Below are 23,587 nucleotides of genomic sequence, written 5' to 3'. Positions count from 1 at the left end.
TAAACTAAGCCAAAGCAGCAACTGATAAATCATAGCAAGCCATCATATTATCTAATCTCTTTATCATAGGTTTTCATCTACTTGGCCAAAGGAGTCATATCAATGCCCACCTCATGAACTGGCAGACAATTTCGCCGCCCTTTGAGTGATAGGTCTGATAGTCCATCATCACTTGTTAGGGTAAAAAGTTAAGATCACGCCTAATCCATCTTGCTTGGTATCTTGCAGCATGCCCACCAGTTTCTAAATATATGACAAATATAGCCATACACGAATCACAACGATATACATCACTACCGTTGTAAGGGTAATGCGATAAACTCACAGGAGCCATATCTGAAAATGGATTACTACCATTTTTGCTGTAAGTCTGATAACCGAGAAAAGTCATTGGTTCTATTTTACCCATAAAATGAAGTTTGTTTTCCAGGCCATCAGAGTTAGTCAAATGAAGCTTGGATTCCTTTCCGCACTCAGAACAAGAATTAGATTCTTGTTCTGCTACAACATTGAGTAAGTCATCGATATTCATAAAGCCCTCAGAACACAAAATAAAAATTGGAAAAGAAAATGCAAGCTGGAAAAATCGAGTCAAAAATTAGGAAATATATGGCCCTCTGCTCCGCAAAGCTAATGTTGGCTCTTACTTAATTTATTACATGCTAGTAAACCGCGATGCCTCACCAGTTTCTTAGCTTTATCAGCTTCAAGCAACCAGTATACTTCAAATACATACAATGGAAGAAAACTTATAAACGCAGCCATTAGGCTTTCTTCAAGCAATTTATAAAGTGGCCCCATTACCAATAACAGTACATAAAAAGCAATCACTCCCCAAAACAACATAAAGTAGGAATGTGCTTTAATAGATTGAAACATAACCGCATCCTGGTTATATCTCATCGCTCTAATTTCGTTTAATCTTTTTAATTTTATCTTGCGAAATGGCCCCTTTAAAATATGCGATATTTTTCGCATCATTGAATCTATGTAGGGGGCTAACTTGGGTATTAGATACGCCAAAATAGCACTACCCAACAAACCTATTACTACACCTGTATCCATCTACTTTCATCCTCCGACACTTATTTCATGTGTAACACAGTGCGCATGACCAAGGTAATTGGCGGCTTCTTTGCGTAAGCAAAAAAAGGGACTATTGTTGTGTTTTATTATGCGTTTGATTTATTTTCCTGAAACAATTCATAGGCCGATGCCTCTAACTCACCACAATCTGATATTAGGCTGCCATGCTCATCATATATTTTATATTCTTGCTGTATCCCACCGATTGAAGCACAGCCATCTAAACCCAGTAGCAAGTTATAAAATGTATCGTTCAGCAATTGATCAACTACCTTTGCGAAAACCTCTCGCTGATCAGAACTTAGATTAATTTGTTCTACCAACTTAGACAGAGCGCTTCCATAATTTGCATTGAAGCACCGTTCTAGAATCATTTCCTTTTCCTTCCTCCATAACTCGCAAAACTGATCAGAATTCATTCACATTCCTTACGCATAATACCCTGTTAATGGGTGAGCAACGCAATACTGAAGCTGCCACATGCCACCTTAATCACTAAATTCAACGCATAGTAAAAATTCCACGAGTTGCGAATCACCTTTAAATAGTTTATATGCAATCATTCCGAGCGTTTTCCAATTTCACTTCTGTCATTAGCTTGTTGATTCCATTCAGAAACTCTGTGGATACATTCTTCATCAAAATCACTCAAGGCATGTCTAGTTTGGTAAATTTGATCGACGATTGCATCTAGTGACTCAACAGAAAATTGGCATAGCTCGTGTTCAAGCCCGTCATTTCCGACTTTGAACTTAACTTGAGTGTATCCATCTTCATCTGTGTATTCCCAATTGGCATGAACTACTTTATTCCTTAGCACTCCACATTCTTTTAGGCTAGATATCAATGGCTTGTATTCTTTAATATCCCATCCGAAACCACGAATAAAATCGTCATTAAACTTTTTAAACAGATCAACTTTCGTTGAATACATCATTGAATGTAAGACAAGTAAGCCTCTTTGATCTGATCGATCAGAAAACTTTTCGCATAGCATGCTATCAAGACTCGCCTCTAAAGCGTTAAAGGCAACAACTATTTCACCAATTATTGGCAAAAAGTCTTGTATCACCTCGTAGCTATTTCCCGTATCATCCAATCCGTCCAGTATATTCTGCCCAACTGGTATCTTTTTAATTTTCATACTGAACCCTAATTATGTTGCATAACAGCTGGATAGTGCGCATGCGTGGTTTCCAAATCTATTATCTACCAACAGTATTTTATATCTTTTTGAATTTAAATCTATTTTCTGTGATATTACAGAAATAATGCGCAAATTTATCTTCAAATTGCCAGGCATTTTGTCAAAACTTTAATAGACAAGCAGCGTGGCTACCGCAGGGGGATTAAGTGTTCTGCCTCTTCCCCTAACCTAAATTTTATCTTTCTGTATCAGTATCTTGTCAGAGATTAACAACATTAGGCAAGCGATAAATTTGCTATCTTTTGGTCAATTCTTCAATCTGTGCCTGAGTGAAATCACTCATCCAGTAGCACCAAAGATAACCGCGAATAAAACAAGAGCGATACAAGCCGCGGAGTCACTTCAATCCCTAAACCAATGCACCTATTTCAAACTGTTTGCGGCTGTGACTAAGCCGTCAAGAAGGCTCAGCCCATGAGCATACAATGAGTATGTGATTGGGGGAGCCGACGCAGCCAATAACGCCACGGTCGTCAACAAAAAATACAGCACTGCAGTCTGATCGAGGGCTGACAAAGCCGACTAGTCACTTCAGCCCCTAAACCAATGCACCTATTTCAAACTGTTTGCGGCTGTGGCTAAGCCGTCAAGGAGGCTCAGCCCATGAGCATACAATCAGTATGTGATTGGGGGAGCCGACGCAGACAATAACGCCACGGTCGCAAACAGGAAGAAATAGAAGAAATATCAGTAGTCGAAACCAGGCTGCGCTTTAACCCCCGCCTCAAACGCATGCTTCACGCTATTCACCTCACTGACAGTATCTGCCAATTCAATCAGTTGCCTGTGGCAGTTGCGGCCGGTGATGATCACATGCTGCATTGGGGGACGATTTTGCAACGCATCGATCACTCGCTGCAGATCCAGATAGTGGTAGCTGACCATGTAGGTGAGTTCATCGAGCAGGAGTATGTCTATACTGGCATCCTGAAGCCATTTTTCGGCGGCCGCCCAGGCCTTTTCGGCGGCGGCGATATCCTTGGCTTTGTCCTGGGTGTCCCAAGTAAAGCCTGTGCCCATGACTTCGAACTTGACCCCGGCGCCTTCCAGTAGCTTGCGCTCACCGCACTCCCAGGTGCCCTTGATAAACTGCACTACGGCGCCCTGCTTGCCATGACCGACCGCGCGGGCCAGAGTGCCAAAGCCGGAAGTAGACTTACCCTTGCCGTTACCTGTCACTACCAGGAGTATGCCCTTCTCTTCGGTGGCGGCCGCGATTTTGGCATCCACCGCCGCTTTCACTTTCTGCTGCCGCTGTTTATGACGCTCTGCCTTGATATCGGTTTGATTATTATCGGTCACCCTGGTCTTCCTCTTTGAATATGTTGATTATTTTATTGAAATCCAGATGTTGCTCCAGCACATCGGCCAAACGATCCAGCTGTTGCTGACGCTGCTGATTGATATCCACTGTGCGGCCCTGTGGCGCCGTCATCCCGGCCCAGGTGAGCAGCAGTTCACAGGCCTCAGGGCTGTCAAACAAGCCATGCAAATAACTGCCGAGAATTTGATTATCCTCCGACAGCAGGCCCTCGCTGCGGGGTGCTGTGAATTGTGTAGGCCCTGCGATTTGTGAAGGTGCTGTGGCTTTTGCAGGCTCAGTGATTTTTGCGGGCTCAGTGGCGCTGACACAGTTGGCGTCACTGCCTCGCTCATTAAGCAACAGTGGCTGGGTGCATCTGTCCGGGATCCGCGACGCTCCGCAGTGGATCTCATAGCCGGAGACTGATGCCGATGATTGCCCAAGCCTCAGGGTACCGCTGATATTGAGCAGCTGTTTTTCGACTTGCAGCTCGGTAGTGAGCGGCAGGTAGCCCAGCCCTTGGCTGGTACCGGGCAAGTCTTCCAGTCCCAAGGGGTCGGCAATGCTCTGCCCCAGCATCTGAAAGCCGCCGCAGATACCGATAAGCTTGCCGCCGTAACGCAGATGGCGAGCTATGCCCTTATCCCAGCCCTGTTGGCGGATAAAAGCCAGGTCGGCGCGCACATTCTTGCTGCCGGGCAACAGCAGGAGATCCAGCCCTGGAAGTTCGTCCTGATGGGTCGGCCCTATATAACAAAACTCGATATCCGGATGCAGCCGCAGCGGGTCAAAGTCGGTATGGTTGCTGATCCTGGGGTACACCAAGACGCCGACTCGCAGTCGCGTCCCAGTTTGAGCTGTTTCAGATTGAGCTCGTGCTGATTGAGCTGTTACCGGCTGCTCGGCAGCAGCCCCCTGAGACTGAGCAGTTGTTTGCACCAGTGCATCTTCGGCGTCCAGATGCAGGGCATCGAGGTAGGGCAATACGCCCAATACCGGCTTGCCGGTGTGAGCCTCGAGCCAATCCAGCCCGGACTGCAACAATGAGATATCACCGCGAAAACGATTGATCACAAAGCCCTTTACCCTAGCTTGCTCACTCTCGGACAGCAGGGCCAAGGTACCGACCAGGTGGGCAAATACCCCGCCCTTGTCGATATCGGCGATGAGGATCACCGGGCAGTCCACCGCTTCGGCAAAGCCCATATTGGCAATATCGCCCTGGCGCAAATTGATTTCGGCCGGGCTACCGGCGCCTTCTACCAACAGCCAGTCAAACTCCTGCTGCAACCTGTGCCAGGATGCCAACACCGCCTGCATGGCAGCGGCTTTATAGTCACGACTCTCGGGGCCGAAAAAGGCGGCGGCTTCCAGGCTGGTCAGCGCCTTGCCCTGAATAATCACCTGCGCCTTGGTATCTGAGCTGGGTTTCAGCAATACCGGGTTGAAGTCGATTCTCGGCTCAAGACCGGCGGCCACCGCCTGCAGCGCCTGGGCCCGGCCAATTTCACCGCCATCCCGGGTGACGGCGCTGTTGAGCGCCATATTCTGCGGCTTAAAGGGCGCCACCCGCTGACCATGACGATGAAACACCCGGCAGAGTCCGGCTACCAAGGTGCTCTTACCGGCATCCGAAGTGGTGCCCTGCACCATAAGGCTGCGGCCAGGCCGGGCCAGAGTCGAAAATTCAGCTTTAAGTTCTGCGCTAATAAGGGGTACTGGGTTACTCATGCCTTGCCCTGCGGATCCGGGCTTGTACCCGAAGCGCTCAAGATCGGGTAATCAGAGCTCACAGGCTTTAACGCCAGCGGTAAACCTGCGACAACCAGAGTGACTCTGTCTGCCTTGGCGGCCAGCGCCTGATTGAGCCAACCGGCCTCATCGACAAAACGCCGACTCAGCTCCCCAAGCGGCACTATGCCGGAGCCGACTTCGTTGCTCACCAGCAGCAGATCGCCGTCAAACCCGGCTACCGCCTGCAACAAGGCCGCGCGTTCGCTAGCCATATCGGCACCAAAGCAGAGCTGATTACTGAGCCAAAGCGTCAGGCAGTCTACCAATACCGGCGCTCCAGAGCCTGAGCGCTGCACAAGCGCCTTGGCCAAATCGAGCGGCACCTCGGCCAACTGCCATTCGAGGCTGCCACCTTGGCGCGCAGTTTGATGGTGGGCGATACGCCGGGCCATCTCCTCATCGGCGGCCTCGGCCGTTGCCAGATACCAGGGTCGGATATTGGCCGGGCACAAGTCGGCCAGTTGCCGCTCGGCGTAACCACTCTTGCCGCTGCGGGCACCGCCCAGAATTAGATGGATCATGCCGGGCTGCCCCCCAATGCCAGCAACAGCATATAAACCGCCAGCTCACTCACCTGCTGCGCCGCTCCCAGGGTATCGCCGGTGTAACCGCCAATCTGACGCCGGAACCAGAACACCAGGGCCCAACGCAGCAGCAACATGGTCGGCAGTAGCCAGAACAGCAGCGTGGTGGACAGCAGTGCCGTCAGCACAATTCCAGTCAGCAGCAAAATACCCAGCTCATTGAGCCCCTGCTGCTGCGCCAGAGGTTTGCTCTTGCCCTCGTCGCGAACATAGGTTTCGCTAAAGATAATGCTGGCCGCCGTCACCCGGCTGACACAGTGCGCCAATACCAGAGCTAGCGCCGCCTGGTTGATGTCGTAAAGTGCCAATTCCAGCAGTAACTGGTACTTAAGCAGCAACACCAACACCAATGCCAAGGCGCCATAGCTGCCAAGGCGGCTGTCTTTCATGATTTTCAGTTTGTCTTCTACCCGCCAACCGCCGCCGAAACCATCTGCGGTATCGGCCAGGCCATCTTCATGAAAACCGCCGGTAACCAGCACACTGCTAATCATCGCCAGCACTATGGCAATGGAGCTTGGCAATATGCCGGCGGCCAGCAACAACACCAAGGCGGAGATCAAGCCCACCACCACGCCCACCAGGCCAAAGTAGCGGCTGGCCTTGTTGAGGCTGTCGCTGTCCACCGTCAGGGCACTGGGCACAGGAATACGGGTGAAAAAACCTATTGCGATCAAAAATAGCCGCAGCTGTCCGAGCCAGAATCCCATCAGAACACCTCTTGGGTAGCTGGCTCTACCACCTTGTCGACCCCGGCTTCACCAAAGCTGGCCATCTGGTTGTAGAAGTTGGCCGCCGCCTGCACCAAAGGCAGCGCCAGCGCCGCGCCCGAGCCTTCACCCAACCTGAGCCCAAGCCGCAGCAAAGGCTTGGCGGACATGGCCTCGAGCAGCAACTTGTGGCCGCGCTCTTCAGACTCATGGGCAAAAATAAGATAATCCCTCACCCCCGGCGCCAAACGCACAGCCGCCAGCGCCGCTGTCGACGCGATAAAACCGTCCACCAGCACGGGCACGCCAAATTCGGCCGCCGCCAACATGGCTCCTGTCATCTGCACTATTTCAAAGCCTCCGAGGCAGGCGAGGATACTGAGCGGCTCGGTCAGCTCGCAGTGGTGCAGCAGCAGTGCCTGCTCTATCAGCAGGCATTTGCGCTTAAGCGTCGCGGCATCTATACCGGTGCCGCGGCCGACACATTCACTCACAGGCAAGCCGGTCAGAGCAGCCATCACGGCGGCGGCAGAAGAGGTGTTGCCTATTCCCATCTCCCCCAGCGCCAGCAGGTTGCTGCCGGCATCGATATGGCGTTTTACCAAGGTGCGCGCCATGGCAAACCCTTGATGCACAGCGCCCGGTGTCATGGCGGCGCGTTTGTGGATAGGCCCGGTACCGGCGCCCAGGCGCTGCTCTGTAACCTCGGGGATCCCCAAGGGGCTGAGAATGCCGCAGTCAATCACCTCCAGCTCGAAGCCGGTCTGGCGACAAAACACATTGATGGCGGCGCCGCCGGCAACAAAGTTGAGCACCATTTGAGTGGTCACCTCGCTGGGGGCAATCGACACCCCGGCCGCGGCAATACCATGGTCGGCGGCAAACACCAGCATCACGGGACGGCGGATGACCAACTCATCAGTGGCGGAACCGAGCTGAATGCGCCCCAACTGCAGCGCCAAAGCCTCCAACTCACCCAAAGCGCCCAGGGGTTTGGTCTTGTTGTCTATGCGGGCCTGAATCGCGTCATCCAGCGCGTGATTGATTGCTGCAACCTGGTACATCCTTCCCTCTCTTATCGTTATTGGCCGCGTTTACGCAGCACCATCAGGAAAAACAGACTGCCGATGGCCGAGGTGATCACCCCCACCGGCAGCTCTTGGGTGGGCAGTATGCTGCGAGCCAGCACATCGACCCAAACCATAAACAGGCCGCCCGCCAGTGCCGTCAGCACCATGGGGTGCTGCCCCGGCAGCAACAACCTAACAATATGAGGCACCATCAGCCCCACAAAACCAATCCCGCCGCAGTGGGCCACCAGAGTGGCGGTAATAATCGAGCATAACAGCAGCATGGAAACCCTGAGCCTTTGCACCCTTATTCCCAGAGTGTGGGCGGTTTCATCACCGGCAAGCATCGCCAGTACCTGGCGCTTGAAGGCCAGGATCACCAGCAAGGCCGCCAGCACCACCAGAGTGGGCAGTCCAAGCCCATCCCAACTGGCGCGGGCAAAACTGCCCAGGCTCCAAAACAGCAAGGAGGTGGTAGCCTGCGGGGTGGAAAAATACAAGATCAGGCTGGTGAGGGCACTGAACATAAAGGAGATGGCGACCCCGGAGAGCAACATTCGCTCTATCTGGTTGCCGATATTCCTGCCCGCGAGCAGCAGTACCATAAGCACAGCCAAACTGGCACCGATAAAGGCTCCCAGCGGCAGCGATACCCCGGAGATGGCCGAACTCAGCCCAAGGCCGGTCGCCAGGGCGACCGAGACCACGGCGCCGAAGCTGGCGCCCGAGCTGATACCGAACAGGTAAGGATCAGCCAGCGGGTTGCGGGTCACCGCCTGCAATACATAACCCGACAATGCCAGACCGCAGCCGGCGATAAAGGCCAGCAAGATACGCGGCAGGCGCAGATCCCAGACAATACGCTCGCTGATGGCAGAAGGCTCCCCCACGCCCAGCAGGTGTTTGCCAATCACTCTTGCCACATCGAAGAGACTAATATCTGCGGCGCCAAAACCGGCGGCGGCCAAGGGTGTCAACACAGTGCCGAGCAGCAACAGCAGCCAGCACCAGTAAAGTCTGGGCAAGGGCTTGAGAAACCAGCCGATAAGCGAGCGCCCCGGTGCGACCATGGAAGTAGTCATGCGCCACCTCCCACCGAGCCTGGGCGCCGGTCAGTTTCCTTGTGGGCAACACAGGTTTCGGCCGAGGCAGGCCCTGCCATTGGCTCGACTATCGCAGCGCCGTGAGCCTTGCCGTGACCAGGCTCTGGCGACTGATAGCCGTAAAAGTAGTGGATCAGCGGCCTTCCTAACTGCGGATGCGTCCCCACCTGGCAGCAGACGCCGAAGACACCGGCAATTCTGTCTTCGGTCAATACGCTCTGGGGCGAGCCGTGGGCAATACGGCGGCCGTTATCCAGCAGCAAGAGTTCGTCACACAGGGCCGAGGCCAGATTGAGATCGTGAATCGAGGCGATCACCGTGACCCCCAGGCTGCGCACCAGCTCGAGGATCTGGATCTGATAGCGGATATCCAGATGATTGGTGGGCTCGTCCAGGATCAAAAGCTTGGGGCGCTGCACTATGGCGCGGGCAATCAAGGCCCTTTGCTTCTCACCGCCGGAAAGCTGCGCGAAAGGCTCTGCGGCCTTGTGCTGCAACCCGACCTGCGCCAATGCCGCCTGCACCTGGGCCTTGTCGGCCGCCGATGGCATATCAAACAACCCCTTGTGGGGAGTCAGTCCCATGGCCACTAATTGAGTCAGATCCAGTGCCAGTTGGGCCGGGGTATCCTGCAGCACCACGGCCACCTCTTTGGCGAAGGCTTTGGCAGACAAGCTATTGATATCCTGCCCAAACAGCTGGATCTGGCCGCTATCCGGGCGGATATAACGATAGAGGCAGCGCAGCAGGCTCGACTTACCGGCACCATTGGGGCCTATGAGCCCGAGCATCTTGCCGCTTGGCAGCTCAAAGCCCACATCGGCCAATACGCTGTGGCCATCGGGAAGCCAGCTAAGCTGTTGCACCTTGAGTGCCAGGCTCATAACCGCCCCCCGACATTGAGCCTGTGACCGGCAGAAGACTCAGGCTGCAGTGGAAGAATCATCTATTCGCTCCCCCGGTTTACCCGCCCGGGTTTCTGGTTTGGTTTATCAGCCTGGGCAGGTCTCCTGACTCGTCGCCAAAGGCGACTCACAGTTGCGGGCACAGTCCGGGCTTTCCCGGTTCCCTGGGTTGGTTCACCTGCAAAGGTGCCAACACCCTGGCTGCTGCCGCACTTGGCGGCCATTTGGGGTTATTATCCCGGTTTTATCGCCCGGCACAATTGCCTGGCGCAATAGCGCAGCACAATCACCGTCGGACGCTTGGTCCGCACTATTGCGGCCAGTGGAGCTTGCTGAAACACCGCCATTCCTGGCCACTTTCACCGCTGGCATCACGGCTGGCATAGAGGGTTATTCTGACCCAGGCCGCATAAGGTAGCTCCAAGGCGTTGAACACTGCCGCAGGCGGCATCTGCCCCGGCAGCAAAATCTCGGCCAACAGCAGCCGGATAACCCCGCTGTGAGTCAGGATCAGCGCTGCATCGGCGCTTGCTGAAGAACCAGAATCTCCTGAAACAGAGCTTTCGGAAGAATTAACCTCTCTCGCAAGCCAGCGCTGCACCATAGTCTGCCAGCCATCCAACACCCGGCGGCGAAAGGCTGGCAGCGATTCCCCGCCCGGCGGAGTATTGGCCACGGGATCACGCCAGAAGGCTTCGGCCGCCTCGCTATGCTGCTGATAGACACTCGCCACCTTCATGCCGTCCCAGTCACCGAAGTCCAGCTCCCAGAGCCAGTCATGCTGCTGCAGCGGCGCCGGGAAATAGTCGGGCATATCGGCCTTGAGCTCGGCGGCAAAGGCCTGGCAACGCTGGGCCGGAGAGCTCAGCAGCGACAGGCGTTCGGGAGCACTCGGCAACATCTCCAGCGCACTACTGATAGCCCGCCAGCTGCGCCACATCTGCGCTTTGCCCTCATCGCTCAGGGCCACATCACTGCGGCCGCGGATAATCTCGCCGCCTTCACATTCGCCGTGCCGCAGCAGATAGATATTCAGTTGCCTATGTTCAGCCACACACTTCTCCCATCAGAGTCCGGTGGTTACCGGACCAATTTAACCTTGCCGCAGGCCGCCGGAATCCGTATATTATGGACGTCTATACGTATAAATGTCCAAAATAACTTTCCGCGCCCACACACGCCTTTGGCTATCATGCCAGATAGTGCCCCGGGCGTCAGGTCGGCAGAGATGATGTCGCGGATGCCAAGCGCCGCGAATGTAAAACAGCAATAAGACAGGTATGAAAGGTAACCCTATGGCGACTTCACAGCACTCCCAAAGCCAGACAGAGCTCAAGCTCAAACAGACCCTCAAAGAGCGGATCCTGATTTTAGATGGCGCCATGGGCACCATGATCCAGGACTACAAGCTGGAAGAAGCCGATTACCGCGGCGAGCGCTTCAAAGATTGGCCTTGTGATGTCAAAGGCAACAATGATCTGCTGGTACTGACCCAGAGCGAGATCATCAAGACCATTCACAGGGAATACCTGCTGGCCGGTGCCGACATCATAGAAACCAACACCTTCAACGCCACCACCATTGCCATGGCCGACTACGAGATGCAGAGTCTGGCGGCGGAGATCAATTACCAAGGCGCCAGAATCGCCCGAGAAGTGGCCGATGAAGTGGCCGCCGCCAGCGGTATTCCCCGCTATGTGGCCGGGGTGCTCGGCCCCACCAACCGCACCTGTTCCATCAGCCCGGATGTGAATGACCCCGGTTTTCGCAACATACATTTCGACGATCTTGTGTTGGCCTACAGCGAATCCACCGAGGCGCTGATCGCCGGTGGCGCCGACATCATTCTGGTGGAAACCATCTTCGATACCCTCAATGCCAAGGCGGCGCTGTTTGCCATCGAAAATGTGTTCGAGAAACTGGACCAAAGGTTGCCGGTGATGATTTCCGGCACCATTACCGATGCCTCGGGCCGCACCCTGACAGGGCAAACCACAGAGGCCTTTTACCATTCTCTCAGACATATCAAGCCGCTGAGCATAGGCCTCAACTGCGCCCTGGGCCCGAAAGAACTGCGGCCCTATGTCGAGGAGCTTTCCCGTATCAGCGAGTGCTTTGTCTCGGCGCACCCCAATGCCGGTCTGCCCAATGAATTCGGCGGCTATGACGAGACTCCGGCGGAGATGGCAAGCGTGATAGGCCCCTGGGCCGAAGAGGGGCTGCTCAATATTGTCGGCGGCTGCTGCGGCACCACGCCTGCGCATATCAAGGTGATTTCTGAAGCCGTTAGCCTTCATGCACCAAGGCCGCTGCCTGAGCTGCCGGTGGCATGTCGCCTCTCCGGACTGGAACCCCTGACCATAGATGCAAGCAGCCTGTTTGTGAATGTGGGCGAGCGCACCAATGTCACCGGCTCGGCCCGGTTTCTCAAGTTAATCAAAGAAGGCCAGTACGAAACCGCGCTGGAGGTGGCCCGTGACCAGGTGGAAAACGGCGCCCAGATCATAGATATCAACATGGATGAGGGCATGCTCGACGGGGTCGAGATGATGCAGAAATTCCTCAACCTTATCGCCTCAGAGCCGGATATCAGCAAGGTGCCTGTGATGATCGACTCCTCCAAGTGGGAGGTGATTGAGGCCGGGCTCAAGTGCATTCAGGGCAAGGGAATAGTCAACTCCATCTCCCTCAAAGAGGGCGAGGCCAAGTTTATTGAACAGGCCAAACTGGTGAAGCGCTACGGCGCCGCCGCCATCATCATGGCCTTTGATGAACAAGGCCAGGCCGACACCCGGGAGCGCAAAACCGAAATCTGTACCCGCGCCTACCGGGTGCTGGTGGATAAGGTGGGCTTCCCGCCGGAAGATATTATCTTCGACCCCAATATCTTCGCCATCGCCACCGGCATAGAGGAGCACGATAACTATGCGGTGGACTTTATCGGCGCCATTGAAGATATCAAGGCCAACCTGCCCCATGCGATGATTTCCGGCGGGGTGTCCAACGTTTCTTTCTCCTTCCGCGGCAACAACCCGGTGCGGGAAGCCATTCATGCCGTATTCCTCTATCACGCCATCAAGGCGGGGATGGATATGGGCATAGTCAACGCCGGTCAGTTGGCCATCTATGATGATATCGACCCTGAGCTGAAGCAGAAGGTAGAGGCCGTGGTGCTCAACCTGCCGTGCCCGGTTGCCGACTCCAGTAACACAGAGCAGCTGCTCGAGGTCGCCGAGAAGTATCGCGGTGGCCCGGGCGGCGCAGGCAAGAAAGAAGATCTCGAATGGCGCAAGTTGCCGGTCAACAAACGCCTGGAACACGCGCTGGTGAAAGGGATCACCGAATACATAGACGCCGACACCGAAGAAGCGCGCCTGCAGGCCAAGCGGCCGCTGGATGTGATTGAAGGCCCGCTGATGGACGGCATGAACGTGGTGGGCGATCTCTTTGGCGCCGGTAAGATGTTTCTGCCGCAAGTGGTCAAGTCCGCCCGGGTGATGAAAAAGGCGGTCGCCTATCTCAACCCTTATATCGAAGCCGAAAAAGTTGAAGGCCAGAGCAACGGTAAGGTGCTGATGGTCACAGTCAAGGGCGATGTTCACGACATAGGCAAGAACATAGTCGGGGTGGTGCTGGCCTGTAACGGCTATGAAGTGATAGATCTCGGTGTCATGGTGCCGGTGGAGAAAATCATCGAAGTCGCCAAGGCCGAGAAGGTCGACATCATAGGCATGTCCGGGCTCATTACCCCGAGCCTGGATGAGATGGTGCACAACGTTAAAACCTTCGAGCGCGAAGGTCTGACCCTGCCGGCGATTATCGGTGGTGCCACCTGCTCCAAGATCCATACCGCAGTGAAGATAGCGCCTCATTATCCCCATGGCGCCATCTATATCGCCGATGCATCGCGCGCCGTGCCCATGGTCAGCAAGCTCATCAACAATGAAACCCGCCAGGCCACCATAGACGAAACCTATCGCGAATATGAAATGATGCGCCAAAAGCGTCTGTCGCAGACCAAGCGCAAGCAGATTGTACCCTTGCAGGTAGCACGGGATAACCGCTGCAGCCACGACTGGGCCAACTACCAAGCAGTGAAGCCCAACACCCCGGGGATCCAGGTGTTTGACGACTATCCGCTGGAGGACTTACTCGATCGCATCGACTGGACGCCATTTTTCCGCGCCTGGGAGTTGCACGGTCATTTCCCGCAAATACTGGATGATGAAGTCGTTGGTACTGAGGCCCGTAAAGTCTATGCCGACGGCAAGGCGATGCTGGAGCAAATCATCCAAGAGAAGTGGCTCACCGCCAAGGGCGTTATCGGCCTCTTTCCCGCCAACAGCGTCAACTTCGATGATATAGAGATCTACACAGATGACTCTCGCAGCCAAGTGTTGCTGACCACCCATCATCTACGGATGCAGCTGGAGCGGGTGGGCAACCACAACTTCTGTCTCTCTGACTTTGTTGCTCCCAAAGAGAGCGGCGTGGCCGACTATATGGGGGGATTTGCGGTCACAGCCGGCCATGGCATCGATGCCCATATTGCCCGTTTCGAGGCGGCCCACGATGACTACAGCGCCATCATGCTCAAGTGTCTGGCCGACCGCCTGGCCGAAGCCTTCGCCGAGCGGATGCACGAGCGGGTGCGTAAGGAATTCTGGGGTTATGCCAGCGAAGAAAACCTGGATAACGAGGCGCTTATTCGTGAAAAGTACAAGGGCATACGCCCGGCTCCCGGCTACCCTGCCTGCCCGGACCACACGGAAAAAGGCCTGCTTTGGCAGCTTCTTAAGCCAGACGAGTGTATCGACCTCAAGATTACCGAGAGCTTTGCCATGTACCCTACGGCGGCGGTCAGCGGCTGGTACTTTGCGCACCCGCAATCACGCTATTTTGGGGTAAGCAATATAGGCCGAGATCAGGTGGAAGACTACGCCCGCCGCAAAGGGATGACAGTCGCCGAAGCCGAAAAATGGCTGGCGCCCGTATTGGATTATGATCCTGAGTAAAAGAGGCTCTTAAGCGAACAACTGAGCTGTTCAGGGGCTCTCGCCTATTCGGGTGAGGGTCCCTGAATTCAAGACCGTTCCACATTTTTGATAACAGCCATACTCATCAAACACTTACTGTATCTCTCCTTCGCCCGTAAGCTGGTGCTTTTTGCAAGAACCTGAAACTGGGATTACTTTTAATGAGGTTGTCTCCATCACTTCATTGAAAAGGAATTCACTATGCGAACAGTGCATTTGGCCGCGGCCTTGCTTTGCCTATCTGGATGTACCAGTACACTCACCACAACGGTCATTAAAAGTAATGACGATCCCGGTGCAACATCGGCCAAGCAAGGTTTGGTTTACCATTTGCCGGCTTCATCGCAAACAGTAACGCTGACTCATAAATTGGTCTTTTGTCGTGTGGTCAATGATACCCTGGAGTTTGATTTCAACACTACCGCAACAGTCAAACAAACAGGGCATCCTGATCTAACCAAAGTATTCGTGATTAACCCTTCAGAGTTACATGCTTTCTCCAAAGCCTGGGGCATGAACGTGGTGATGCATCCCAATGGTTTGCTTAAATCCTTTTCCACCCATGCTGACGACAAATCCATAGAGTTGGGCATGGCGGCGATAAAAACCGTAGCCAACATTGCCGCCATTTCACAGGGAATTCCTATATCGATTGGTTCAGCTTCTCTCCCTCCAAGCGATAAAAACAATCAGGGGCAAGGCGTTACGCCTCCCAAAGCAGCTTGTATTCCAAAACTTTTGCATCAACCCTTGGTATCCGTGGTTATCGATAACCTGAAAGCTACAGTGACAAATAAACAAGGAGAGCTGAAGAAAAAACAGAAGCTCCTGGCCGCAAAAAAAGGGAATACCTCTGCAGAAGAAGCTGCGGTACTCAGCGCACAGAAAGCCGTATCCATGGCGACTCTTGAACTCGATACATTCCAGAAAGAAATCTCAGTGCAACGCGAATACACCATAGATACAGTATCAATCCCCCAAAATCAGCCTTATCTATTGCCTCTTGTTAGTGATGATTTCTTGCCTTGGGTAATATCCCGGGATACCGAGTTAAGAAATGACGTGGCGATAACTATGGCCAATAGATACCTATTTGGACTATCACTTGAAAAACTGGCTGATGTCGGATTAGCGAAAGAGAGCACCTTAAAAGCGGAAGAGGATTATCCGGGGTTGTATTACACAACGTTCGGAACCCGCAAACTACTATTAGTGCGACAAGACACTGCTAAGAAACAAAATAACCTGACGATGGTATTCAGCGGTTTTATTAATGCGCCTGAATTCGGCCACGTAGGCATTTTGCCCTACCAAAACCATATTGGAGAAAGTAACTCTTTTACGGCCGTATTCGACGCCAATGGTGCACTGACTTCAGTCGATTACGGAACTGAACGCCCTGCCTCAGAAAAAGTGGAGTCTGCCCTCTACGAGGTCACTGATTTTTATAGCGATTACGCCAATAATCGACAAACTATCCGCGATGCAGACAAGCTGGAGAGCCAGACATTGACCATCCACGCATTATCGATAGCCAATAGCACTTATCCGAACCTGACCGTTGATCAGTTAACCGCACGTGCCAGCATAGTCCAATCACTGCTCATCAAGCTTGGTGACACGGAGCAGAGTCGGGCGGCAATAACCTCTCTGTCGATGAACATAGACAATGACAATCTGATTCGATTAGCTGAGGCGTTATAAGCTGCCAAAGGTACTCGTCGGCTATCGAGTGGAACTGCTTAATATTTGCAATATAGGCAATTGGTTAGCCACCAATTGCCACTATGACTAGGGCTGATGTAATCGATATCCTGCTTCATTTTCTTTCACTAGTAAGGAAATACCTATTCGGGTCTGTTTCTTCTGTTAAAATCAGCGCAAATTGAATGTTTCAAACCAATGAGGAGCTTATGAATCCTATTATTGCCCTGCTGAAAGAGCACAATATCAGCGATGAACAAATAAACAGCCTGTTCCAGAGCCTGACCGAAAATCCCCTGATGGCCATGGGCACTCTGGGGCAGTTGGGATTGCCACCGGAAAAGCTGCAGGGGTTGATGATGCAAGTGATGCAGAACCCGGCACTGATCAAAGAAGCCGTCGAAGAACTGGGACTGGATTTCTCCAAGGTTGAAGCCGCCAAAGCCCAAATGAACAAGTCTGTTTAATCTTGTGCGCCCTCAAGGCCTGACTCATTTGGCTTTGAGGGCCGATTTCATGTTCTGTCATTCATCAGGTATTAGGCTGACAAATTGGCTGTGCCATCAGCTCAGTTCGCTGCAACGCTTAGGAAGGTGCGAATAGGTCCTCGTGGCACTCTCTTTTGTAGAGAGTGGCTTACACAGCAATTGGCGCTCAAGGCATCTGACTGAAGGCATGCCGGGGCATGTTGAAGTCGGATAACGCAGAGAGCCGGTTGCTGTGAAAGCCCCGAAGGGCGTGGCTTACAGACCTGTCTGCTGTGTTGTGCTTCTTGCAAAGGGCTAGGGCCATTTGCTGCGAACCACGCCTTGCATCCAGGCCTGTAAGCCGACGCAGAGCACACATGGGACTTGTTCGCACCTTCCATTTTTGATAGTTCTCTGAATCAATCCCCGTATCAAGCGCCCGGCAATTTCTGCAATAACTTTGATGCCCGTCCGGATTGGCCGCTGTCACTCGTGCCGGCGTATTACCAAAATCAGCGGGATAGGGATGAAATATATGTTCCTCACCATGAGTCGTTGAACAGTTGGGACACGACTTAAACTTCCGACCGCTTCCCGGCTCCTGCTTACGTAACATTCCGTTATTCAAACGCCCACCACAAAAGTTACAGTTCATCAGCGCTCTCCCTGTTATTAACTGATATTCAGCATGGCAAACAGCTCACGCTGAGCAAAAGATAACCAAAGGTGTGTTGAAAGCCAATCTATTCCCTCTTGTCTCTCCGCCATCGCCCTCACCTAACACAAGATTGAGACAAACCGTGTGTGTTTAACAAAAACGCTACAAAACGCTACATCATTTGCCGTGCCTCCCATTGAGTCGGCGTGCTTAAGTAGGTGCTCGGTCAATATTCGGCCAAGGAAGTATGGGTCGATGATCGAAAGCTGAATTTATCCCAATCATACAGGAGGTATTACAGTGACAAGATCCCAGTGGTTCCAGCGTCTATCGGCGCTATGTCTCGTCTCAGCCAGTTTGCTGCTGACACCGGCAGCCGTGGCCCAAAAACATCTCAAACAAAATCTCAGTCAATTGACCAGTCAGGCGTCCAGCATAGTCTCGGGCCAAGTGGTGTCTGTGACCGATGGCTTTGATGAGCGCAAACGCCCCTATACCCAGATCACTATTCGGGTAGGTATGGATGCCAAGAACAAACATAAGGCAGGCAGCGAATATACCTTCCGCCAGTTTGGTTTGCTCAAGCCCCGTTCCATGGGTAACGGCAAAGTCTACCTGGGCGTATCCCCCGAAGGCTTCGCCCGCTGGTCGGTTGGCGAGCAGGTAGTGGCCTTTATGAATCCGGATCTCGGTGCAGGCCTGACTTCTACCGTAGGGTTGGAACAAGGCAAATTCATTGTGCAAAACGGCAAAGTCAGCAATCAACTGGGCAACATAGGCCTGTTTGATGGCATGAACACCCAGTCGCTCAGCCCTGAAGAGCAGAGCCTTATCACCACGGCCGGCGCTGTGGATGCCGCCGCATTTATGTCTCTGGTTGGCAAACTGGTACAGGAGGCCAAATAATGAAGCTTTCAAGAATTGCCACGGCCTTACTGTTGGGCTCAGTCTCCTCTGCCGCGCTGGCCGGTGGCCCGCTGTATATTCACGAACCCACAATGCAGCCCTATAAGTGGGATACTTCCAAGGGGGCAATTCCCGTCTATACCGATGGCGGCCCTGTGATTAAAAACAAGGATGGCGTTGACGTACAAACCTTCACCGTTCTGGAAAAAGGGCTGGTGTTCAATCTCGACATAACACTGCCGGACGGCACTGTTATCCCGGCAGGTACTGTGTTGGACCGGGATTACACCTTCCTCAGCATAGCTCAGGCCAATGCCATTACCGCCAAGGCCGTGGGCGAATGGTCTGCGGTGGAAACCTCCACCTTTGAAATGTCGGTTCAAGGCACCATTGAACAGCAAATCGGCATCAAGGACGTCAATCAAACTAATGTCGATCAGATCTATTCCGCCGTAAACGGCTATGGTTTCTGGGTCAACTATGACACCGACGGCCAGATCCTGGAACAGTATTTCGGCGTACCACGCAGCCAGGTACTGGGGATAGCCTTCCCCGAGTGGGCCGATGAAGAAACCGGTGAAATCCTCGAGGCCACTGCCTTGATGAACGGCTGGTACGTGGGTATAGATGACACAGAAGGCGAAATGATTGCCGGGGTATTTACCCATGAATTCGGCCACGCCCTCAACATGTCGCACTCCCAGGCCAATGGTCATCTCAGCTATATGTCGGCCTCTTACAGCCCGCAATATGACGGGGTACCGGGCTGCGCCATCACCAATCAATACACCAGCGCCAGCCAGATAGCGCCGGACACTATTGAAACCATGTTCCCCTTCATCAATGTGTTAGGAGTTCAGGGTGCCGAGCAATCAACTGTTAATGTGCGCGACGATATAGTCAACCTGTCCGACCTCTATCCAACGGCGGAATATCGTTCAGGCTACGGCTCGATTTCCGGCACCTTGTACACCAAGGAAGGAGTGGACTATTCGGGTATGAACATGGTGGCCCGCAACCTGGATAACCCTCTGTACGATGTGGTCACTCAGCAGTCCGGCAACCTGACTCAAGGACTGGTAGGCCCGGATGGAAAGTTCACCATCAATGGATTGACTCCCGGCGGCCGCTATGTGCTCTATATGGAGACCATCAAGGCCGGTGGTTATCCTACCCGACAAACCGCCCTCTTGTCAGAGGCCGAATACTGGAACAGCAATGAAAGCAGTAATCCGGCCAGCGATAGAGCCTGTGATTTCACTCCTATCATTGCCGAAGCCGGGGTGACCAAACAGGCCGATATCTATTTCAACGGCTATAGCGATGGCATCCAATATACCCCGCTGGTAAGCGCCTTTGTGCTGGATCATGCCAAGAACGGCAAACGTGCCATGGGGATAACCGGCACTACGCCTTTCCTCTATGACAGCACCAAGAAAGCCCTGTTCGAGCTGCACCCGGCCGGTAATGCCGTGGTTGCCGGACACGCCACCATGAACAAAAACGCTACCAAGGCCGGTGTCATGGCGGACTTCAGTGGCAACGGCATCAGCAATGCCGCCATCTGGGATCTGCGCAGCGACAAGCTGACCTCGCTTGGGGATCTCAACGGTAACAGCTGCGGTGGCTCGGGACAGTCAGGCACCAACTCCAGCTATGTCTGGGATATGGATGACAATGGCGACACAGTTGTCGGCACCGCCTATCTGGATACTGACGGTAACGGCGCCTGCCAGAGTGCATTCAAGGACGAGATAGTGCCCTTTATCTGGACCAAGAAGGCCGGTATGCAGCAACTGCCTTACCAATTTGCCGAAAAGGTTCAATGGTTGCGTGCCGACAGGATAGCCGGCAACGGCAGTACCATTACCGGCACTTATGATGGCACCAGTCAGGTTGCCTGGGTCGATGGCCGCTTCCACGACACCTCGGCTGAGTTTGGCGCCCAGGACTCCTCGGTGATATCCAACGACGGCAGCACAGTTGGCTTTGGCACCCGCACCGGAGTCACCCTGTGGCATACGGACTCGGGCCAACAGGAGAACATAGGCAGCCTGCGCTGGTGTGAGCAGGTACCTTTCAATCACTTCTTCCTGGGTAATCTGTGTGCCGAAGGTTGGGATCACGACAGCATCAGCGCCGAATTTGGCGTACCGCGTATGCTGCTGCTTGATGCCAGCGACGATCTGTCGATGATTACTGCTCGCTCCGGTAGCCTGTTTACCGGTTTCAGTGGTGGTATCTACCTGGAAGGTTTGGGCTGGATGAGCACCAGGGAGTTCTTCGCCAAGCAGGGCGTTACCGAAGCCAAGGCACTGACCATAGATAACCCATTTGCCATCAGTGCCAACGGCTCTGAAATGATGGGTGGTATCGCAGGAGCAGTCTTGTCTATCGATGTCGATCTGAACAAAGCCTTTGTCTGCCGGGATGGCCAGGATGTTCAGCTAAGCTTCCCGAAACAGGTGGTTGCTGCCGTCAAAGGCGGAGCCGAGTTTGGTCGCTGTGCCCACCTGAACGATTGATACAAAGTTGAAGTAAACAACTGCCAACGGGAGCCTCAGGGCTCCCGTTTTTTGTCCGCCTGAAACCTTCCATCAGCGGTTGCTCTCAAGCCAGGCAGCCACTTTCCAACCGAAGAAATTGGTGCATCTGATTCCTTAGGCTTTCATGAATTACTGGCTCTGCTATAATTTGTGCCCGAAATTTTCAGGCATTTCCAGACGAGCGGTAAGCCATGTCCACTACAGGTGTTGAACTCTTTAATCCCGGCCAACAGGCACAAGCCCCTGATGCCGCCCCCAGCCAAGCGGTGCAACTGGCCGACAATAAGCTGGAGTTGATGGCTCCGGCCAAGAATGCCGATTTCGGTATCGAGGCCATTCGCCACGGGGCGGATGCCGTCTACATTGGTGGCCCGGCGTTCGGTGCCCGCCATACTGCCGGCAACAGTGTCGAGGACATTGCTCGCCTGTGTGAGTTTGCCCATAGATATCACGCCCAGGTATTTGTCACCTTCAATACCATATTGCTGGACGATGAACTGGAAGAAGCCAATCGCCTGATCTGGGCCGTGTACGAGGCAGGTGCCGATGCCATTATTGTGCAGGACCTGGGGTTGCTTGAGCTGGACTTGCCACCTATTGCACTGCACGCCAGTACCCAGATGGATAACAGGGTTCCGGCCAAAGTCGCCTTTCTCGAGCATGTGGGCTTCTCCCAAGTAGTGTTGGCGCGGGAGCTGAGTCTGAGCCAAATTCGCGCCGTGGCCGCCGAGACCAAGATGCGACTGGAGTTCTTTATCCATGGCGCCCTGTGCGTGGCCTACAGCGGCCAATGCTATATCAGTGAAGCCTACACAGACCGCAGTGCCAACCGCGGCGAATGCTCACAGCAATGCCGGATGCCGGGTAATCTCAAGACCCGCCAGGGCGACATCATTGCCAGCAACGACCATATGCTGTCGCTGAAGGACAACAATCAGACAGATAACCTCGAAGCGCTGATCGACGCCGGGATCCGCTCCTTCAAGATAGAGGGCCGACTCAAGGACCTCAGCTACGTCAAGAATGTTACCGCTCACTACCGCCAGCAACTGGATGCCATCATGGCGCGTCGACCCGAGTTTGAACCCTCGTCCCACGGCCGCTGCCGCTACAGCTTCACCCCGGATCCGGACAAGAGCTTTAACCGCGGCAAGACGGACTACTTTGTCAATGAGCGCAAGGCAGACATCGGCGACTTCCGCACCCCGAAATACTTGGGAGTAGAAGTAGGTAAAGTCAGCAAGATAGGCAAAGACTTCATCCAGGTCGACTCGAATGCCGAGTTCCACAACGGTGATGGCCTGGGCTTCTTCGCCGCCAACTATCAAAAGGCCAGGTTGTCGGATGACAAGCTGACAGGTTTTCGGGTCAACCGCGCCGAGGGTAACACCCTGTATCTGAAAAACATGCCGAAAGATCTCTATGTCGGTGCCACCTTGTATCGCAACAAAGATCAGGCCTTTGAAGCCCTGCTGGCCAAAGAATCTGCCGAGCGAACCCTGTTGCTGGACTTCAGCCTCAGCAATACCCAGACAGGTCTGGCGCTAACCGCTGCCGACCGTCATGGTCATCAGGCGACAGTGACCGCTGACTTCGAAAAACAGCAGGCCAAGGATATTGGCCGCAACCGTGAATCACTCGGCAAGCATCTCGCCAAGCTGGGCAATACAGATTTTCGTCTCGGACAAGTGGATTTGGGCGATGCCGAAGCCGTTTTTGTACCGGCATCCATCATCAATGGCCTGCGCCGTGATGCCATTGCTGCGCTGGACGAAGCGCGCATTCAGGGGTATCAAAGACCCACACCCTGGGTACGGGACGACAGTGCCCGCTTCCCGCAGCGCAGCCTGACCTATCTAGGCAATGTTGCCAACCAAAAGGCCAAGGACTTCTATACCCGTCACGGGGTGGTGTCCATCCGTGATGCCTATGAAGTGCGGCCGGTAAAAGGCGATGCGCCTTTGATGATCACCAAGCACTGCATACGTTACAGCTACAACATGTGCCCCAAAGAAGTGCCGGGGATCAAGGCCGAGCCGCTGGAAATGGAGCTGGGTGGCAAGCAGTTCAAGCTGGTGTTCGACTGCCATAAGTGTGAAATGCTGTTGGTAGGCTAAGGAGAAAAACATGGGATTTTTGAACGCCTTGATGGGCAACGCCAGTGAAGTGGATCTGGATAAACTCAACGAAGAACTGACGCCGATTATGGCCGACAGCGAACAGTTGCAGCTGGCCTATAAACTGGTTCGCGACATGTTTGTCTTCACCAACAAGCGCCTGATCTTGATAGATAAACAAGGCATGACCGGCAAGAAAGTGAGTTATCACTCCATCCCCTACAAGGCGATAGTGCACTTTGAAGTGGAAACCGCCGGACGCTTCGATATGGATGCCGAGCTCAAGCTGTGGATCTCAGGCCAGGCAGAGCCCCTGGTCAAAGAGCTCAAGCGCGGCACTGATGTGGTGGGTATTCAAAAAACCATAGCCAAATTCACGCTCTGAGGTTAA

19 protein-coding genes and 1 riboswitch are annotated in these 23,587 nt (G+C 53.7%); of the genes, 7 read left to right on the top strand and 12 right to left on the bottom strand.

Annotation, left to right across the window (positions count from 1 at the left end; genetic code table 11):
- Positions 1 to 175 precede the first annotated feature (175 nt).
- From E1N14_RS03700 to E1N14_RS03640, 12 genes are all read right to left on the bottom strand, one after another.
- Positions 176 to 532, bottom strand: a complete 357-nt coding sequence (locus E1N14_RS03700; protein ID WP_129586052.1) for a hypothetical protein — start codon at positions 530 to 532, stop codon at positions 176 to 178.
- Positions 533 to 630: 98 nt separating this feature from the next.
- Entirely contained in the window at positions 631 to 1,065 is a 435-nt protein-coding gene (locus tag E1N14_RS03695; protein ID WP_062793913.1) for a hypothetical protein, read from the bottom strand.
- Positions 1,066 to 1,172: 107 nt separating this feature from the next.
- Entirely contained in the window at positions 1,173 to 1,505 is a 333-nt protein-coding gene (locus E1N14_RS03690) for a hypothetical protein (RefSeq protein ID WP_025010315.1), read from the bottom strand.
- 140 nt (positions 1,506 to 1,645) lie between these two features.
- Positions 1,646 to 2,230, bottom strand: coding sequence for a hypothetical protein (locus E1N14_RS03680; RefSeq protein ID WP_025010314.1), 585 nt, complete (start codon positions 2,228 to 2,230; stop codon positions 1,646 to 1,648).
- Between the two features lie 750 nt (positions 2,231 to 2,980).
- Entirely contained in the window at positions 2,981 to 3,595 is a 615-nt protein-coding gene (cobO, locus tag E1N14_RS03675; RefSeq protein ID WP_025011252.1) for a cob(I)yrinic acid a,c-diamide adenosyltransferase, read from the bottom strand.
- Positions 3,585 to 5,249 (bottom strand): cobyric acid synthase, encoded by a 1,665-nt coding sequence (locus tag E1N14_RS03670; protein WP_025011253.1) that lies wholly within the window; start codon positions 5,247 to 5,249, stop codon positions 3,585 to 3,587. The genes cobO and E1N14_RS03670 overlap by 11 nt, the downstream gene beginning before the upstream one ends.
- Positions 5,250 to 5,323: 74 nt before the next feature.
- Positions 5,324 to 5,911, bottom strand: coding sequence for a bifunctional adenosylcobinamide kinase/adenosylcobinamide-phosphate guanylyltransferase (gene cobU, locus E1N14_RS03665; RefSeq protein WP_025011254.1), 588 nt, complete (start codon positions 5,909 to 5,911; stop codon positions 5,324 to 5,326).
- Entirely contained in the window at positions 5,908 to 6,684 is a 777-nt protein-coding gene (locus E1N14_RS03660) for an adenosylcobinamide-GDP ribazoletransferase (RefSeq protein ID WP_025011255.1), read from the bottom strand. The genes cobU and E1N14_RS03660 overlap by 4 nt, the downstream gene beginning before the upstream one ends.
- The gene (gene cobT, locus E1N14_RS03655; RefSeq protein WP_025011256.1) at positions 6,684 to 7,748 is read right to left on the bottom strand and encodes a nicotinate-nucleotide--dimethylbenzimidazole phosphoribosyltransferase; all 1,065 of its coding nucleotides are present in this window, start codon (positions 7,746 to 7,748) and stop codon (positions 6,684 to 6,686) included. Before cobT ends, E1N14_RS03660 begins: the two co-directional genes overlap by 1 nt.
- A gap of 17 nt (positions 7,749 to 7,765) precedes the next feature.
- The gene (locus E1N14_RS03650; protein WP_247600927.1) at positions 7,766 to 8,836 is read right to left on the bottom strand and encodes a FecCD family ABC transporter permease; all 1,071 of its coding nucleotides are present in this window, start codon (positions 8,834 to 8,836) and stop codon (positions 7,766 to 7,768) included.
- The gene (locus E1N14_RS03645; protein WP_051547098.1) at positions 8,833 to 9,741 is read right to left on the bottom strand and encodes an ABC transporter ATP-binding protein; all 909 of its coding nucleotides are present in this window, start codon (positions 9,739 to 9,741) and stop codon (positions 8,833 to 8,835) included. The genes E1N14_RS03650 and E1N14_RS03645 overlap by 4 nt, the downstream gene beginning before the upstream one ends.
- Positions 9,742 to 9,840: 99 nt before the next feature.
- Positions 9,841 to 9,977: riboswitch (cobalamin riboswitch) on the bottom strand.
- A gap of 95 nt (positions 9,978 to 10,072) precedes the next feature.
- Positions 10,073 to 10,816 (bottom strand): histidine phosphatase family protein, encoded by a 744-nt coding sequence (locus E1N14_RS03640; protein ID WP_025011258.1) that lies wholly within the window; start codon positions 10,814 to 10,816, stop codon positions 10,073 to 10,075.
- A 241-nt stretch (positions 10,817 to 11,057) separates the two neighbouring features.
- On the opposite strand from E1N14_RS03640, the gene metH reads away from it, so the two are divergent.
- The 7 genes from metH to E1N14_RS03605 all read left to right on the top strand — a co-directional run bounded on the left by metH (position 11,058) and on the right by E1N14_RS03605 (position 23,581).
- Complete coding sequence (gene metH / locus E1N14_RS03635; RefSeq protein ID WP_062793917.1) at positions 11,058 to 14,777, top strand: methionine synthase; 3,720 nt, start codon at positions 11,058 to 11,060, stop codon at positions 14,775 to 14,777.
- A gap of 222 nt (positions 14,778 to 14,999) precedes the next feature.
- A complete protein-coding gene (locus E1N14_RS03630; protein ID WP_025011259.1) occupies positions 15,000 to 16,502 on the top strand; it encodes a hypothetical protein in 1,503 nt (500 codons plus the stop codon).
- 209 nt (positions 16,503 to 16,711) lie between these two features.
- On the top strand, positions 16,712 to 16,969 hold the full coding sequence (locus tag E1N14_RS03625; protein ID WP_025011260.1) for a DUF2999 family protein: 258 nt from the start codon (positions 16,712 to 16,714) through the stop codon (positions 16,967 to 16,969).
- Positions 16,970 to 17,927: 958 nt separating this feature from the next.
- Positions 17,928 to 18,533 (top strand): hypothetical protein, encoded by a 606-nt coding sequence (locus tag E1N14_RS03620; RefSeq protein WP_025011261.1) that lies wholly within the window; start codon positions 17,928 to 17,930, stop codon positions 18,531 to 18,533.
- Complete coding sequence (locus tag E1N14_RS03615) at positions 18,533 to 21,058, top strand: hypothetical protein (RefSeq protein ID WP_062793728.1); 2,526 nt, start codon at positions 18,533 to 18,535, stop codon at positions 21,056 to 21,058. The genes E1N14_RS03620 and E1N14_RS03615 overlap by 1 nt, the downstream gene beginning before the upstream one ends.
- Positions 21,059 to 21,270: 212 nt before the next feature.
- Complete coding sequence (locus tag E1N14_RS03610; protein WP_025011262.1) at positions 21,271 to 23,196, top strand: peptidase U32 family protein; 1,926 nt, start codon at positions 21,271 to 21,273, stop codon at positions 23,194 to 23,196.
- 10 nt (positions 23,197 to 23,206) lie between these two features.
- On the top strand, positions 23,207 to 23,581 hold the full coding sequence (locus tag E1N14_RS03605) for a PH domain-containing protein (protein ID WP_014386412.1): 375 nt from the start codon (positions 23,207 to 23,209) through the stop codon (positions 23,579 to 23,581).
- Positions 23,582 to 23,587 lie beyond the last annotated feature (6 nt).

This window comes from Shewanella algae (assembly GCF_009183365.2).
In the GTDB taxonomy this organism is placed as follows: domain Bacteria; phylum Pseudomonadota; class Gammaproteobacteria; order Enterobacterales; family Shewanellaceae; genus Shewanella; species Shewanella algae.
Note: the sequence above shows the minus strand (reverse complement) of the source record. Positions and strands in the feature narration are given on the sequence as shown.

Bases quoted from the DNA above. Each gene is read 5' to 3' on its own strand.
- E1N14_RS03700 (WP_129586052.1), bottom strand. From the start codon at position 532: ATGAATATCGATGACTTACTCAATGTTGTAGCAGAACAAGAATCTAAT.
- E1N14_RS03695 (WP_062793913.1), bottom strand. From the start codon at position 1,065: ATGGATACAGGTGTAGTAATAGGTTTGTTGGGTAGTGCTATTTTGGCG.
- E1N14_RS03690 (WP_025010315.1), bottom strand. From the start codon at position 1,505: ATGAATTCTGATCAGTTTTGCGAGTTATGGAGGAAGGAAAAGGAAATG.
- E1N14_RS03680 (WP_025010314.1), bottom strand. From the start codon at position 2,230: ATGAAAATTAAAAAGATACCAGTTGGGCAGAATATACTGGACGGATTG.
- E1N14_RS03670 (WP_025011253.1), bottom strand. From the start codon at position 5,249: ATGGTGCAGGGCACCACTTCGGATGCCGGTAAGAGCACCTTGGTAGCC.
- cobU (WP_025011254.1), bottom strand. From the start codon at position 5,911: ATGATCCATCTAATTCTGGGCGGTGCCCGCAGCGGCAAGAGTGGTTAC.
- E1N14_RS03660 (WP_025011255.1), bottom strand. From the start codon at position 6,684: ATGGGATTCTGGCTCGGACAGCTGCGGCTATTTTTGATCGCAATAGGT.
- cobT (WP_025011256.1), bottom strand. From the start codon at position 7,748: ATGTACCAGGTTGCAGCAATCAATCACGCGCTGGATGACGCGATTCAG.
- E1N14_RS03650 (WP_247600927.1), bottom strand. From the start codon at position 8,836: ATGACTACTTCCATGGTCGCACCGGGGCGCTCGCTTATCGGCTGGTTT.
- E1N14_RS03645 (WP_051547098.1), bottom strand. From the start codon at position 9,741: ATGAGCCTGGCACTCAAGGTGCAACAGCTTAGCTGGCTTCCCGATGGC.
- metH (WP_062793917.1), top strand. From the start codon at position 11,058: ATGGCGACTTCACAGCACTCCCAAAGCCAGACAGAGCTCAAGCTCAAA.
- E1N14_RS03630 (WP_025011259.1), top strand. From the start codon at position 15,000: ATGCGAACAGTGCATTTGGCCGCGGCCTTGCTTTGCCTATCTGGATGT.
- E1N14_RS03625 (WP_025011260.1), top strand. From the start codon at position 16,712: ATGAATCCTATTATTGCCCTGCTGAAAGAGCACAATATCAGCGATGAA.
- E1N14_RS03615 (WP_062793728.1), top strand. From the start codon at position 18,533: ATGAAGCTTTCAAGAATTGCCACGGCCTTACTGTTGGGCTCAGTCTCC.
- E1N14_RS03610 (WP_025011262.1), top strand. From the start codon at position 21,271: ATGTCCACTACAGGTGTTGAACTCTTTAATCCCGGCCAACAGGCACAA.
- E1N14_RS03605 (WP_014386412.1), top strand. From the start codon at position 23,207: ATGGGATTTTTGAACGCCTTGATGGGCAACGCCAGTGAAGTGGATCTG.